15 protein-coding genes are annotated in these 13,761 nt (G+C 74.9%); 10 read left to right on the forward strand and 5 right to left on the reverse strand.

The window, feature by feature from the left end; translation table 11 throughout:
- Nucleotides 1-65: 65 nt before the first annotated feature.
- Both H1D33_RS25825 and H1D33_RS25830 read right to left on the reverse strand, forming a co-directional pair.
- Entirely contained in the window at nt 66-851 is a 786-nt protein-coding gene (locus H1D33_RS25825; protein ID WP_181570710.1) for a hypothetical protein, read from the reverse strand.
- 141 nt (nt 852-992) lie between these two features.
- Entirely contained in the window at nt 993-1,832 is an 840-nt protein-coding gene (locus tag H1D33_RS25830; RefSeq protein ID WP_246411867.1) for a UbiA family prenyltransferase, read from the reverse strand.
- A 45-nt stretch (nt 1,833-1,877) separates the two neighbouring features.
- On the opposite strand from H1D33_RS25830, the gene H1D33_RS25835 reads away from it, so the two are divergent.
- Genes H1D33_RS25835 through H1D33_RS25850 form a run of 4 tightly spaced genes read left to right on the forward strand, consistent with a single transcriptional unit; the run spans nt 1,878 to nt 5,541 of the window.
- Nucleotides 1,878-2,633 (forward strand): methyltransferase domain-containing protein, encoded by a 756-nt coding sequence (locus tag H1D33_RS25835; protein WP_181570708.1) that lies wholly within the window; start codon nt 1,878-1,880, stop codon nt 2,631-2,633.
- Between the two features lie 41 nt (nt 2,634-2,674).
- Nucleotides 2,675-3,841 (forward strand): acyl-CoA dehydrogenase family protein, encoded by a 1,167-nt coding sequence (locus H1D33_RS25840; protein WP_181570707.1) that lies wholly within the window; start codon nt 2,675-2,677, stop codon nt 3,839-3,841.
- 34 nt (nt 3,842-3,875) lie between these two features.
- Nucleotides 3,876-4,925 carry a type III polyketide synthase gene (locus H1D33_RS25845; protein ID WP_181570706.1) on the forward strand — a complete coding sequence of 350 codons (1,050 nt, stop codon included), beginning with the start codon at nt 3,876-3,878 and terminating at the stop codon, nt 4,923-4,925.
- Nucleotides 4,926-4,950: 25 nt separating this feature from the next.
- Nucleotides 4,951-5,541 (forward strand): hypothetical protein, encoded by a 591-nt coding sequence (locus H1D33_RS25850; protein ID WP_181570705.1) that lies wholly within the window; start codon nt 4,951-4,953, stop codon nt 5,539-5,541.
- A gap of 7 nt (nt 5,542-5,548) precedes the next feature.
- Here the strand turns inward: H1D33_RS25850 and H1D33_RS25855 are convergent, their stop codons facing one another.
- Complete coding sequence (locus H1D33_RS25855) at nt 5,549-6,241, reverse strand: hypothetical protein (protein WP_181570704.1); 693 nt, start codon at nt 6,239-6,241, stop codon at nt 5,549-5,551.
- 328 nt (nt 6,242-6,569) lie between these two features.
- On the opposite strand from H1D33_RS25855, the gene H1D33_RS25860 reads away from it, so the two are divergent.
- Genes H1D33_RS25860 through ispF form a run of 3 tightly spaced genes read left to right on the forward strand, consistent with a single transcriptional unit; the run spans nt 6,570 to nt 8,316 of the window.
- Nucleotides 6,570-7,055 carry a CarD family transcriptional regulator gene (locus H1D33_RS25860; RefSeq protein ID WP_013288937.1) on the forward strand — a complete coding sequence of 162 codons (486 nt, stop codon included), beginning with the start codon at nt 6,570-6,572 and terminating at the stop codon, nt 7,053-7,055.
- Between the two features lie 53 nt (nt 7,056-7,108).
- Nucleotides 7,109-7,804, forward strand: a complete 696-nt coding sequence (ispD, locus tag H1D33_RS25865) for a 2-C-methyl-D-erythritol 4-phosphate cytidylyltransferase (protein WP_181570703.1) — start codon at nt 7,109-7,111, stop codon at nt 7,802-7,804.
- 29 nt (nt 7,805-7,833) lie between these two features.
- The gene (gene ispF, locus H1D33_RS25870) at nt 7,834-8,316 is read left to right on the forward strand and encodes a 2-C-methyl-D-erythritol 2,4-cyclodiphosphate synthase (RefSeq protein ID WP_181570702.1); all 483 of its coding nucleotides are present in this window, start codon (nt 7,834-7,836) and stop codon (nt 8,314-8,316) included.
- Nucleotides 8,317-8,349: 33 nt separating this feature from the next.
- Here the strand turns inward: ispF and H1D33_RS25875 are convergent, their stop codons facing one another.
- Nucleotides 8,350-8,874 (reverse strand): hypothetical protein, encoded by a 525-nt coding sequence (locus tag H1D33_RS25875; protein WP_181570701.1) that lies wholly within the window; start codon nt 8,872-8,874, stop codon nt 8,350-8,352.
- On the opposite strand from H1D33_RS25875, the gene H1D33_RS25880 reads away from it, so the two are divergent.
- From H1D33_RS25880 to H1D33_RS25890, 3 genes are read left to right on the forward strand one after another with little or no spacing between them, the layout of a single operon-like run.
- Complete coding sequence (locus H1D33_RS25880; protein WP_246411865.1) at nt 8,873-10,414, forward strand: BTAD domain-containing putative transcriptional regulator; 1,542 nt, start codon at nt 8,873-8,875, stop codon at nt 10,412-10,414. The genes H1D33_RS25875 and H1D33_RS25880 overlap by 2 nt on opposite strands.
- 40 nt (nt 10,415-10,454) lie before the next feature.
- Nucleotides 10,455-11,453, forward strand: a complete 999-nt coding sequence (locus tag H1D33_RS25885) for a tetratricopeptide repeat protein (protein ID WP_181570700.1) — start codon at nt 10,455-10,457, stop codon at nt 11,451-11,453.
- Between the two features lie 9 nt (nt 11,454-11,462).
- A complete protein-coding gene (locus H1D33_RS25890) occupies nt 11,463-12,503 on the forward strand; it encodes an NAD(P)-dependent alcohol dehydrogenase (RefSeq protein WP_181570699.1) in 1,041 nt (346 codons plus the stop codon).
- A 52-nt stretch (nt 12,504-12,555) separates the two neighbouring features.
- Here H1D33_RS25890 and H1D33_RS25895 read toward each other — a convergent pair whose 3' ends face one another.
- Nucleotides 12,556-13,722: a homogentisate 1,2-dioxygenase gene (locus tag H1D33_RS25895; protein ID WP_181570698.1), complete on the reverse strand. Its 1,167-nt coding sequence runs from the start codon at nt 13,720-13,722 to the stop codon at nt 12,556-12,558.
- Nucleotides 13,723-13,761: the final 39 nt, after the last annotated feature.

Raw genomic sequence — 13,761 nt, forward strand, 5'->3', positions numbered from 1 at the left:
GGAAACGACGACACCGCCGGTGTGGCACAGGCCACCGCGGCGGTGTCGACGGAACCGGTACGGCGTCAGCCGTGGCTGCCGCCCTCGGTGCCGCCCTCTTCGCCGGCGTGCTCACGCGGGTTGACGACCGGCGACGGCTGCGCCTCCGGGGTCAGCGGCACGCCGATCGGCGCCGGCGTGGAGATCACGTTGCCGTTGCCGAAGTCGAACTTCAGGTTGACCTGCTGGCCGACCTGCACCTTCTGGTTCAGGCCGACGAGCTGGAGGAACCGCGGGTTGCCGCTGTTGAGCTGGGCGTAGCCGAGCGCCGGGATCTCGATCCGGGCCGGCTCGCCGGCGGGCGCCGACGCGCTCTCCGACGGCGACGGGCCGGCCGAGGCGGAACCGCTCTCGGACGGGCCGGCCGACGGGGAGGCGGGTACCTCCAGCGACTGGCTGGGCGAGGCGCTCGGGTCGGTGGCGGTCGGGGAGGCCGAGGCCGGCTCGGTCGGCGAACCGGTCGGGGTGGCCGCGCCGCTGGACCCGGCGCCGCCGGTCAGCACGATCTCGCGGGCGCTGTCGGTGGTGACGGTCACCGTCACCGGCGCCTTGCTGTCGTTGTAGATCACCACGTTGAGCGGCGCGGTCGCGCCCGCCTCGTAGCCCTTGGGGCCGGGGAACTGCACGTAGAGGCCGCGCACCTGGTAGAGGTTGTCCGAGGTCTGGACGTTGACGCCCTGGACCGACGGGATCTTGTTGGCGGTCTCGGCGATCTGCCCGGCGCCGCACCCGGACAGCAGCAGGCTCGCCGCCGCCGCCGTGCCGGCCAGCAGCAGGGCCGGCCCCCGGGAACCCCTGATCGAGCGCGTCACGTCGGTCCTCCTCGTCACGATCCCCGCCCGGTCGACCCCCGGGCACGGGGTGGCCATACCCGCGCAGACCGCGCTCCAGGGTAGTTGGAGCTGATCGAGGCCCGCACGCGGACCCGGCAATGCCACCCCCGGAGGGGCCCCTCAGACCACCCGACCGTTCGCCACCAGCAGCACCACATCGATCAACGCCACCACCAGCACCGCGCGGAAGGCGGCCACCGGGCGACCGCCGGCCCGGGCGGTGGCGCGTCCCGCGTACCACCCGAGGGCCGGCACCGCGACGGCGGCGGCGACCGCCGACAGGCCGGTCCACGACGGCGGCCCGGGCGGGCCGAACACCAGCGCGACGGTGGCCGCGAGGAGCAGCCCGGCGGCGGCCAGCCGGCTGCCCGCCGGGCCCAGCCGGTGCGGCAGGCCGCGCACCCCGGTGCGGGCGTCGTCGGCCAGGTCGGGCAGCACGTTGGCGAAGTGCGCCCCGGCCCCGAGCAGCGCGGCGGCGGCCACCAGCCAGGCCGGCGGCGCGGGCGAGCCGGGCAGCGCCAGCACCACGAACGCGGGCAACGCGCCGAACGAGACCGCGTAGGGGAGCACCGACACCGGCGTCGACTTCAGCGGCCTGTTGTAGAGCAGCGCGGAGACCAGCCCCACGGTGGCGCAGGCCGCCGCGGCCGGGCCGGCGGGCAGCGCCAGCAGCGGAGTGGCGACGGCGGCCACCACGGTGGCCCGGGCCAGCGTCGACCGGGCGACCGCGCCGGTGGTCACCGGCTTGTCGGTACGCCCCACCGCGGCGTCCCGCTCGGCGTCGATCAGGTCGTTGCTCCAGCCGACGGCGAGTTGGCTGGCGAGCACCGTCAGCGCCACCGTCGCGATTCCGGCGGCGGTGTGCCCGACACCGGCGGCGAGCAGCGCGGCGACCAGCACGACCGCCGCCGCCGGCTCCGGATGGCTCGCCCTGACCAGCCCTAACACCCGCGTCGACATAAGGGAAGTCTGGTCGTTACCGGGGAGTCGTGCCACGCTCGGTCCATGCCAGACGCGTCCCCGGTGGTCGGTCCGCGCCGGGCGCTGCCCCCGAACGACCCCCGGCAGTACGACGACCTGGCCGGCGAGTGGTGGCGCCCGGACGGCGCCTTCGCGATGCTGCACTGGCTGGCCCGCGCCCGCGCGGCCCTGGTGCCCCCGGCGTCCACCCGGGACGACCTGTTGGTCGACCTGGGCTGCGGGGCGGGTCTGCTGGCGCCGCACCTGGCCGGCAAGGGCTACCGGCACGTCGGGGTGGACCTGACCCGTTCCGCGCTCGACCTGGCCGCCGCGCACGGGGTGACCGTGCTCCAGGGCGACGCGACCGCGGTGCCGCTGGCCGACGGCTGTGCCGCCGTGGTGTCCGCCGGCGAGCTGCTGGAGCACGTGCCGGACTGGCGGCGGGCGGTGGCCGAGGCGTGCCGGCTGCTGCGGCCGGGCGGCCTGCTGGTGCTGGACACGCTCAACGACACGTTGCTGGCCCGGCTGGTCGCGGTGGAGTTGGGCGAACGGCTGCCCACGGTGCCGCGCGGCATCCACGACCCCCGGCTGTTCGTGGACGCTCGCGCGCTGGTGGCCGAGTGCGCCCGGCACGGCGTGGCGCTGCGCCTGCGCGGCGTCCGGCCGGAGCTGGGCGGCACGCTGGCCTGGTTGCTGCGCCGGTGGCGCGGCGATGACCGTCCGGTGCGGACGGAGCCGCGCATCGTGCCGACCCGGTCGACCGCGGTGCTCTACCAGGGCAGTGGGCGCCGGGGCGGGTAGCCGGGACCACCCGGGGTAAGGGACGTCGAGAAGGGGGCGACATGACTGTGCACGCGCTGGAGGCGGCCCGCCGGTTGGCGCCACGACTGGCCGCCCGCGCGGCCGGGCACGACCGGGACGGCTCGTTCCCCGTCGACGACTTCGCCGACCTGCGCCAGGCCGGCCTGTTCGGGCTGATGGTCCCGCGCGAGCTGGGCGGGTCGGGTGCGACGTTCGCCGAGTACACCGCCGTCGCGACCGAGCTGGCCCGGGGCAACGGCGCGACCGCGCTGGTGTTCAACATGCACGCCTCGGTGACCGGGGCGTTGGGCGCGGTCACCGAGGAGCTGGCCGAGGCGCTCGGCGTGCCGGACGAGGCGCTGGCCGCCCGGGACCGGCTGCTGCGCGCGGCGGCCGACGGCGCCTGGTACGCGGTGGCGATGAGCGAACGCGGCGCCGGCGCCCGGCTGTCCCAGCTCAGCACCGTCTACGAGCCGGTCGACGGCGGCTGGCACGTCAAGGGCAGCAAGACCTTCTGCTCCGGCGCCGGCCACCCGGACGGCTATCTGGTGGCCGCGCGCAGCGCCACCGACCAGTCGGTGGTCTCCCAGTTCCTGGTCCCGGCCGGGGACGGGATCACGGTCGAGCCCACCTGGGACTCGCTCGGCATGCGCGCCACCTCCTCGCACGACCTGCACCTGGACGTGACCGTGCCGGCCGACCGGCTGCTCGGCGGCGTCGAGGGGTTGGCCCTGGTGGTGGCCCAGCTCATGCCGCACTGGCTGGTGGCCAGCTACGCCGCCGTCTACGTCGGGGTGGCCCGGGCGGCGATCGACGCGGCGGCCGAGCACCTGAACGCCCGCAACCTGGCCGGCCTGCCGGCGGTCCGGGCCCGGCTGGGTCGGGCGGACGCGGCGACCGCCGCCGCCGAGCTGGTGGTCGCGGAGGCGGCCCGCCGGGTCGACGAGGAGCCCGGCTCCGCCGAGACGAACCGCTGGGTGTGGCGGGCGAAGCTGCTCGCCGGCACCACGGCCGCGGAGGTGGCCGCGTCCATGCTGGAGGCCGCCGGCACCTCGGCGACCCGCCGGGGTCATCCGCTGGAGCGGCTCTACCGGGACGCCCGGTGCGGCTCGCTGCACCCGGCCACCTCCGACGTGTGTGCCGACTGGTTGGGCATCGCCGCGCTCGGCGGCGACCCGGACCGGGACGGCGCGGTCCCTCGTTGGTGAGCGGAGCGGAGAAAGCTGTCGAGAGGTGGGGGACGTGGGCGTACCGGTGATCGCGGGTCTGGGCATGGCGCTGCCACCGGGCGCCGCGCAGGACGAGCTGTGGACGGGGTTCTTCGAGAAGCACTTCTCGGGCACCACCCGGGTGCTGGCCGAGAAGATCTTCGCCAACTCCGGGGTGACCCGGCGGCAGGCGGCGGTGAACCCGCTGCTGGAGGACGTCTCGGAGTGGCCGACCGAGCGTCGGATGCGCCGCTACCAGGTGGAGGCGCTGCCGCTGGGCAAGGAGGCGGTCGGCCGCGCGCTCACCGCCGCTGGCCTGGACGCCTCCGACATCGGCCTGTTCGTGGTCTGTTCCTGCACCGGGTACGCGACCCCCGGGCTGGACATCCTGCTCGCCCGGGACCTCGGCATGGCCCCGGACACCCAGCGCATGTTCGTCGGCCACATGGGCTGCTACGCGGCCCTGCCCGGCCTGGGCGCGGCGAGCGACTTCGTCACCGCCCGGCAGCGGCCCGCGCTGCTGCTCTGCGCGGAGCTGACCAGCCTGCACATCCAGCCGGCGGGCGCACGGGTGGACACCCAGCAGATCGTCTCGCACGCGCTCTTCTCGGACGCCGCGGTCGCCGCCGTGGTCGTGCCCGGCGGCGGGGGGTACGCGGTGCGCGAGGTCACCTCCGTCACCGACACCTCCACCGCCGACCACATGACCTGGGACGTCACCGACACCGGCTTCCGGATGGGCCTGTCGCCGAAGGTGCCGAAGGTGCTCTCCCGCTTCGTCGGTGACCTGGTGGACGGCCTGCTGGCCCGGCACGGGTGCGACCGGTCCGGGGTGGACGGCTGGGCGGTGCACCCGGGTGGCCCGCGCATCCTCAACGTGGTGGAACGTGAGCTGGCCCTGCCACCGACCGCGTTGGCGGCGTCCCGGGAGACGCTCGCCGAGCACGGCAACTGTTCGTCCCCGACGGTGCTGCTGATCCTGGACCGGTTGGCCGGTGCGCCGTCGCCGCCGCGCCGGGTGGTGATGCTCGCGTTCGGGCCGGGGCTGACGCTCTACGCGGCGCTGTTGGAGCGCGCGGGCTGACCGGTGGGCCGATACCCTGACGGGCATGGCCTCCGAGGAGCGGATCCGGCGGGCGATGCTGGTCGGGTTGACCGTGCTGGCGTTGGCGCTCGGCGTCGGGTGGTGGCGGTCGGCGGCGCCCTGGCTCGGCACGACCCGGGGCTCGACCACTGACGACCTCGTCCGGTCCCGGGTCGAGGCCGACGCCGCGGCCGGGCGGGCGCTGCCGACCGGTTCCGACGCGGTGGTGATCGACCCCGGCTCCGGCGAGGTGCGCTCCGGGCCGGACCGGTCGGTCTGGGTCCACGTCGACCCCGACGGCTCGGCGCGTCCGCTCGAGGTGTCGCACGTGGTGTGGCGGGAGACGTCCCGGCTGTCGCCGGGCGGCCCGCCGGTGGTCCGGCAGGCCAACCCCTCGTCGGGCGACACCTACCGGTTGTCGGTGCGCTGCGCCGGTGACGGGGCGGTCGGGGTGCGGGTGACCGGGGCCGGCGGCGACGACGTGGAGCGGGTGCTGAGCTGCGGTAGCCGGTTGGACGTCCCGCTGCTGGAGGGCACCGGCTCGCCGGTGTGGGTGCGGTTCGCCCCGCTGCGGGGCGAGGCGGAGCTGGACGCCCGGTTGGAGGCGCTCTACTGAGGTCGGGTCAGCCGGCCAGGCGGGCCAGGTCGGCCCGGTAGTCGGCGGCCGGGCCGAGCTCCGGCACCAGCCGCACCAGTGCGCCCCGCCGGTCGACCAGCAGCGCGGCGGCGGTGCCGGGGTGGGCCGAGAGGTGCAGGTAGGACCGCAGCCCGCCGGCCGGGTCGCCGAGCGGGCGTACGCCGGTGACGACGGCGGGCCCGGCGCTGCGGCCCTCGGTGACGGTGACCACGGTGACCCCGGCGGGCGCGGTGGCCGCGGCGGTGCCGACCCGGTCGGCGCAGGCGCACGCGTCGACCAGGATGATCATGGCGGGGAGCAGGCTGCGCAGCGGCACCGGGGTGTCGTCGGCGCCGACCAGGTCCAACGCGGGCAGCGGGCCGACCGGGGACGGCGCGGCCGTGGTGACCCGGGGGAGCACGGTCGGGCCGCCGCCGGTGCGGGGCCGTGGCCAGGTGACGGCGGCCAGCCCGGCGAGCGTGACCAGCACCGAGACCAGGAGCGCGAGCAGGGGGAGCCCGAGCCGGACCCGGGGCGCCCGGTGGGCGTGCCGGGGGTCGCGGCGCAGCTCGCGGCGCACCTGCCGGGCCTCCTCGGCGAGCGCCGAGGCGTCGTCGGGGACGACCACCCGGCCCCATTCCGGGGGCAGCCCACCGAGCCCGTCCGGCGGCCCCTGGCCGTCAGCGTCAGGCACGCCCATCGGACCCCCAGAACGTCTCGGTGAGCGGACGTCGCGTCCGCCTACCAGCGTCCCGCACCGGGGGCCGTACCGCCACACCTGGGCGCGGGTGGAGTTGCGGAGCTACCATGGAAGGAGCGCATTGCCCTAGATCTGCGACGCTCCGACTGCCCACACCCGGTTGTCATCTGCTAGTCACGGAGCGTGCCCAAATCATCGACTTGACCTCCTGTCAAGCCGAAGAAATACCTCTCACAGGGCCCCTGAGCTGCGCCAACGGTCAGGACAGCGGTGAGACATCGGTGCCTGAGCGTGTTACCCTAGACACAGCGAAAGGGGTTTCGAACCTATGGTTTTCAGTGTCGGCGAGACCGTTGTTTACCCCCACCACGGGGCCGCACTCATCGAGGCAATCGAGACTCGGGTCATCAAGGGCGAGCCGAGGGAATACCTCGTCCTGAGGGTCGCGCAGGGTGACCTGACGGTCCGGGTGCCCGCCGAGAACGCCGAGATCGTGGGTGTGCGCGAGGTGGTCGGCGAAGAGGGCCTGGGCAAGGTCTTCGACGTGCTCCGTGCACCGCACACCGAGGAGCCGACCAACTGGTCGCGGCGTTACAAGGCGAATCTGGAGAAGCTGGCCTCCGGCAATCCGCTGAAGGTGGCCGAGGTCGTCCGCGACCTGTGGCGCCGGGAGCGGGAGCGGGGCCTGTCGGCGGGCGAGAAGCGCATGCTCGCCAAGGCCCGTGACATCCTCGTGGGCGAGGTCGCGCTGGCCGAGAAGAGCACCAAGGACGAGGCGGAGACGTTGCTCGACAAGGTGCTGACCGAGGCCTGATCCGCAACTCTGCCTCTACCCGCACCGCAGCGAACGAAACCGAGGACCGCGACGTGACCGCGCAGCTCAATCCGCGCGGTGACGTCGCGGTCCTCGTTCCTGCGGCCGGTGCCGGGGTACGCCTCGGCCCGGGCGGGCCGAAGGCGCTCCGACCACTCGCCGGCGAGCCGCTGCTGGTGCACGCCGTCCGCCGGATCGCCGCCGCGCCCTCGGTGCACACGATCGTGGTGGCCGCGCCGGCCGCCGACGTCGAGTCGGTGCGGGCGCTGCTCGCGCCGGTGGCGCCGGTGACCGTGGTGCCGGGCGGCGCCGAGCGACAGGCGTCCGTGGCGGCGGCCCTCGCGGCCGTGCCCGCCGGCCCGGAGATCGTCCTGGTGCACGACGCCGCCCGGGCGCTCACCCCGCCCGAGCTGGTCGAGTCGGTGGCCGCGGCGGTCCGGGACGGGCACGACGCGGTGATCCCGGTCCTGCCGGTGGTCGACACGATCAAGGAGGTCGACGCCGTGGAGCGGGTGCTCGGCACGGTCGACCGGGCGGCGCTGCGGGCGGTGCAGACGCCCCAGGGCTTCCGCCGGCCGGTGCTGGCCGCCGCGCACCGGGCGGCTGGGGATCCGCTCACCGACGACGCCGGCCTGGTGGAGAAGCAGGGTGTCGCGGTGGTCTGCGTACCCGGCTCGGAACTGGCCATGAAGATCACCCGCCCGTTCGACCTCTCCCTGGCCGAACACCTCCTGACCATCACCCGCTGACCACCGGGGGCGGCGCGTACCCTCTGGTCATGATCGTTCCTCGGGTGGCCGTCGGCACCGACGTGCACGCGTTCGCCGCCGGGCGGCCCTGCTGGGTCGCCGGCCTGCACTGGCCGGACCAGGACGGCCTGGCCGGCCACTCGGACGCCGACGTGGTGTCGCACGCCGCCTGCAACGCGCTGCTCTCCGCCGCCGGCCTCGGTGACCTGGGCGCGAACTTCGGGGTGGACCAGCCGGAGTGGGCGGGCGCCTCCGGGGTGGCGCTGCTGACCGAATCGGCCCGCCGGGTGCGGGCGGCGGGCTTCGCGATCGGCAACGTCTCCGTCCAGGTGGTCGGCAACCGGCCCAAGATCGGGCCGCGCCGGGACGAGGCGCAGCGGGTGCTGTCCGAGGCGGTCGGCGCGCCGGTCACGGTGTCCGCGGCCACCACCGACGGCCTGGGCTTCCCCGGGCGCGGCGAGGGCTTGGCCGGCATCGCGGTGGCGCTGGTGTACGAGGCACCGGTGGACTGACGCGGCGGCCGGGGACCGACCGCCGCGCCGGGGTCAGTCGACGTCGGTGCAGACGTTGTGCGTGGTGCCGTGCAGCATCGTGATGGTCTTGTCGTAGGTGGGGGTGAACGCCACCCGGAACTGGCCGTCGACGATCCACAGCCCCTTGGGCAGCGAACCGGCGTTCTCCCGGAAGCCGAGCAGCACCGGACCGGTGACGTACCAGGTCATCGACCCGTCGGGGTGGTAGACGACGAGTGAGGTGCCGCTCGCGTCGGCCGTGGCGGTGGCCCCCGTCTCCAGGTTGGTCACCCGGTCGACGAGCGCGCCGGTGAACAACTCCCGCTTCGGGGAGCCGTCCGGATACGTGGCCAGCGTCAGTTTCCGCACCTCGTCCACGATCGGCTCCACCCGTACCGCGAACTCGCACCGGGCGCCGGCGGGCATCTCGAACGCCTCCTGGGGTGCCGGCACCCAGGCGCCCGGGGCGACGTCGGCGGCGGACGCCGTACCGGGAAGGGTCGCCACCACGGCGGCCACGACCGACGCCACCGCCACGCTCATCCTGCTGAACCGCATGCTCACTCCATCCGTCCTGCTGATCAAGGGCGATCCCAGCCTCACCGCGGCGGCTCACCACCGGCTCACCACCGAGGCGGCGGCACCGGGCCGCCCGACCCGCGCCACCGGCCCTCGGTGGGGCCGTCCGACCACGCGCTCACCGCCGACGACAACCGCGCGCCCCGGCCGACTCGTCCTGATCGGTATGGACTTCCGCCTGCTCGGACCGTTCGAGGCGCGCCACGAGGGCCGGACCGTCGAGGTCGGCAGCCGCCGGCAGGAGCGTTGCCTGCTCGGGCTGCTGCTGCTCGACCCGGGTCGGGTGGTGCCGACCGACCGTCTCATCGACCTGCTCTGGAACGGCCGGCCGCCGGCCTCGGCGCGCGGCGCGGTGCAGACGTACATCGGGCGGTTGCGGGGAGCGCTGCACCCGTACGGGGTGCGGATCGACACCAGGGGCGAGGGCTATCTCGTCGACGTCACCGGGCACCACGTCGACGTCGACGAGTTCGGCGAGCTGGTTCGGGCGGCAGGCGCCGTCGCCGATCCCGCCGAGCGGGTGCGGTTGCTGGACCGAGGGCTCGCCCTCTGGCGGGGCCCGCTGCTCGCCGACGCGGCGGACGGCGAACTACGGGACCGGTTGCGCGGCACGGTCGAGGAGTTGCGGCTGGTCGCGGTGGAGTTGCGCGCCGAGGCGCAGCTCGCGCTGGGCCGGCACACCCGGGTGATCGCCGAGCTGATGCCGCTGGCGACCCGGCACCCGTCCCGGGAGCAGCTCCTGGTGGTGCTGATGACCGCCCTGTACCGGGGTGGTCGGCGGGCCGAGGCGCTGGGGCTCTACCGCACCACCCGGGACCTGCTCGCGACGGACTTCGGCGTCGAGCCGGGACCGCGGCTGCGCGAGGTGCACCGCCGGGTGGTGGCCGGCGACGACCGGCTCGACCGGGTCGGCCGACCGATGTACGAGGTGCGGGTCCGCGACGAGAGCCTGCCGTGGAGCGTCGGCGGCCACCCCGCGCTGGACTTCTGCAACACGCTCGCCGGGTGGGGCGCCGCGTCTCCGCTGCCCGGGGCCGAGTGGCTGCGCGGCTACCGGACGCTGGCCGTCTGGGCGGGACACGCCGGGTTGACCGACGAGGTGGCGGTGAACCGGCTGTTGCACCTCGCGCGCCGCGACCCGGACACGGCGGAGCGGGTGCTCGCCGAGGCCCGTACGCTCCGGGCCGACCTCCGCGCCTGCCTGGTCGATCCGGCGGACCGTCGGGCCTTCGACGCGGTCGCCCGGGCCGCCGAGGTGGCCGCCCGGACGCTGGTGTTCCGACGCGAGGGGGACGGGCGCGGTCGCTGGTGGATCGATCTCGCCGCCGGGCTGCGGCTGCCCCTGCACGCCGCCGCGTTCAGCGGCGCCCAACTGCTCGCCGATCCGAGCCGGCTCACGGTCCGGGCCTGCCCGGACGAGCGCTGCGGGTGGCTGTTCCTCGACGGGAGCGGCCTGCGGCGGTGGTGCAGCCTGGGCACCTGCGGGGGCCGGGCCGGCACGCCCTGCCGCGGCGCCTGACCGTGGCCGGGCGACGCGCCGGGCGGCTACGCTCGCCGGGATGCCGAGTGACGCCGCCCCCGACCAGTCCGCCGCCGACGGTTTCCTGCAGCGCGCCCACCTCCTCGCCGAGCTGGGCCGCTACGACGAGGGGATCGGCGAGCTGACCGCGTTGATCGCGGCCGAGCCCGCGCACGTCGAGGCGCTGACCATGCTGGCCCGGATGCAGCTCGCCGCCGGCCACCCCGCCGAGGCACTTACCACCGCCGAGACGGCCGTGGCAGCCGCTCCGGGCACCCTGCCGGCGCTCGTGGCACGCGGGCTCGCGCAGCTCGACCTGGAGCGCTGGAAGGCCGCCGCGGGCACCGCCGAGGAGATCCTGGCGCTCGGCCCCGCCGACGCGTACGCGCAACGCAGCGCCGCCGCGATCCTCTCCGCCGCGCGCAACGGGCAGCCGGCGCTGGACGCGGCCTGGCGGGGGGTCGAGCTGGCCCCGGACGAGCCGGAGGGGCATCTGGTGCTCGGCCTGGTCGCGGTCCGGCTGGAGCTGTTCGACCTGGCCGAGCGGGCCTACCGGGAGGCGTTGCGGCTGGACCCGGAGCTGGCCGGGGCGGGACAGGACCCGGGGGTGGCCCGGCTGGAGCGGCGCCGCTACGCGGAGACGCTGGAGCGCCTGACCGACGCGGCCGACATCTCCCCGACCGGCCCCGATCCGGGGCGGACCGCCGACGCCGGCCTGCGCCGGCTGGTGCTGTCCGCCGCCGGGTGGTCGCTGGTGCTCACCGTGCTGGTCGCCGCGCTGGCGCCGACCGCGCCCGGTGCGTCCCGGCTGCTGGCCGTGCTGGCGGCGGTCGGGGTCGGGCTGCTGGCCGGCCTGCCGGCGTCGCGGCTGCCCGGCGCGCGCGACGCGATGTCGCGCGGACTGTCCCCGGCCGTCTACGCGGTGGCCGCCGCGCCGCTGCTGTTGGCGGTGTACGCCCTGGTCGGCGGCCCGTGGCCGTTGGTGGGTGCGATCACTGCCACGGTGGTCGCCGGATTCACCGTCTTCCGCCGGGGGTAGAAAAATCGGATGCTGACCGTCAACGCCTACGCGGCGACGTCCGCGTCCGAACCTCTCGCGCCGACCACCATCGAGCGGCGGGACCTCGCACCGGACGACGTCCTCATCGACATCAAGTTCGCCGGCATCTGCCACTCCGACATCCACACCGCGCGCAGCGAGTGGGGCCCGACCACCTACCCGATCGTCGTCGGCCACGAGATCGCCGGCGTGGTGCGGGAGGTCGGCTCCGCGGTGACGAAGTTCGCCGTCGGTGACCGGGTCGGCGTCGGCTGCATGGTCGACTCCTGCCGGGAGTGCGACAACTGCCGCAGGGGCCTGGAGCAGTACTGCCTCAAGGGCAACATCGGCACGTACGGGGCGGTCGGCCGGGACGGCGAGCCGACCCAGGGCGGCTACTCGCAGGCGATCGTGGTCACCGAGGACTTCGTGCTGCGGATCCCGGACGGCATCGAGCTGGACGCCGCCGCGCCGCTGCTCTGCGCCGGCATCACCACCTACTCGCCGCTGCGGCACTGGAACGCCGGGCCGGGCCGCAAGGTGGCCGTGATCGGCATGGGCGGCCTCGGGCACATGGCCGTCAAGCTGGCCCACGCCATGGGCGCCGAGGTGACCGTGCTGTCCCAGTCGCTGAAGAAGCGGGAGGACGGGCTGCGGCTCGGCGCCGACCACTACTTCGCCACCTCGGACGAGACGACGTTCACCGACCTGGCCGGCTCGTTCGACCTGATCGTCAACACCGTCAGCGCCGTCATCGACCTGGACGCCTACCTGGGGCTGCTGGCCGTGGACGGGACGCTCGTCAACGTGGGCGCGCCGGAGCACCCGCTGTCGGTGCGCGCGTTCTCGCTGATCCCGGCCCGGCGGTCGTTCGCCGGCTCGATGATCGGCGGCATCGCCGAGACCCAGGAGATGCTCGACTTCTGCGCCGAGCACGGGCTGGGCGCGGAGATCGAGGTGATCGGCGCCGAGAAGATCAACGAGGCGTACGAGCGGGTGCTCGCCTCCGACGTGCGCTACCGCTTCGTCATCGACGCGTCGACGTTCTGACGACCGACGCACGAAAGGGGGCCGCGTCCGCGCGGCCCCCTTCCGTCGTACGTCAGGGCTTGCGCGCCCAGGTCCAGGCGTAGCCGTCGTCCTCGCAGGCGGTGCCCGCGTCGCAGAGGTCCAGCGGGCGGAACGTGTCCACCATGACCGCCAGCTCGTCGAAGAAGTCCGCCCCGATGGAGCGCTCGGCAGCGCCCGGCTGGGGGCCGTGGGTGAAGCCGGACGGGTGCAGCGAGATCGAGCCCTGCTCGATGCCGGAGCCGCGCCGGGCCTCGTAGTTGCCGCCGGTGTAGAACAGCATCTCGTCGGAGTCGACGTTGTGGTGGTTGTACGGCACCGGGATGGCGGCCGGGTGGTAGTCCACCTTGCGCGGCACGAACGAGCAGATCACGAAGTTCGGGCCCTGGAACGTCTGGTGCACCGGCGGCGGCTGGTGGATCCGCCCGGTGATCGGCTCGAAGTCGTGGATGGAGAACGCCCACGGGTACAGGTGCCCGTCCCAGCCGACCACGTCGAACGGGTGGTTCGCGTAGACGTACCTCGTCCAACCGCGGCGGTGCCGCACGAGCACCTCGACCTCTTCGCCGTCGACGAGCAGCGGGGTGTCCGGCCCCCGGACGTCGCGCTCGCAGTAGGGCGAGTGCTCCAGGAACTGCCCGCGGACGGAGAGGTAGCGCTTGGGTGGCCCGATGTGCCCGGCCGCCTCGACGGCGAGCAGCCGGGTCGGCTCGTCGCCGGTGGGCACCAGGCGGTGGATGGTCGAGGTGGGGATGACCACGTAGTCGCCGGCCACCGCGTCGAGCACGCCGAACGGCGACTCCACCCGCATCGAGCCGGACTCCAGGTAGAGGCAGTGGTCGCCGGTGGCGTCGCGGAACAGCGGCGAGGGCCGGTCGGCCAGCACGTACGCGATCCGGACGTCGTCGTTGGCGAGCAGGTACTGCCGGCCGAGCACCGGGTCGGCGCCGGTGCCGTCGAGCTTGTGGGTGCGCAGGTGGCGCGGCTTGAGCGGCAGGTTCGGCACCCGCGTCACGGTGGGCGGGGCGAACTCCTCGGCGGCGAGGATCGCGGTCGGCGCGTGGCGGTGGTAGAGCAGTGACGAGTCGGAGGAGAAGCCCTCCTGGCCGACCAGCTCCTCCGCGTAGAGCGTGCCGTCCGGCTGCCGGAACTGGGTGTGGCGCTTGCGCGGCACCTCGCCCACGCTGCGGTAGTAGGGCATCTCGCCTCCCGTTATGTCCCGTCTCCGGCCGGTGGCGTC

It is taken from the genome of Micromonospora ferruginea (genome assembly GCF_013694245.2).
GTDB lineage: Bacteria > Actinomycetota > Actinomycetes > Mycobacteriales > Micromonosporaceae > Micromonospora > Micromonospora robiginosa.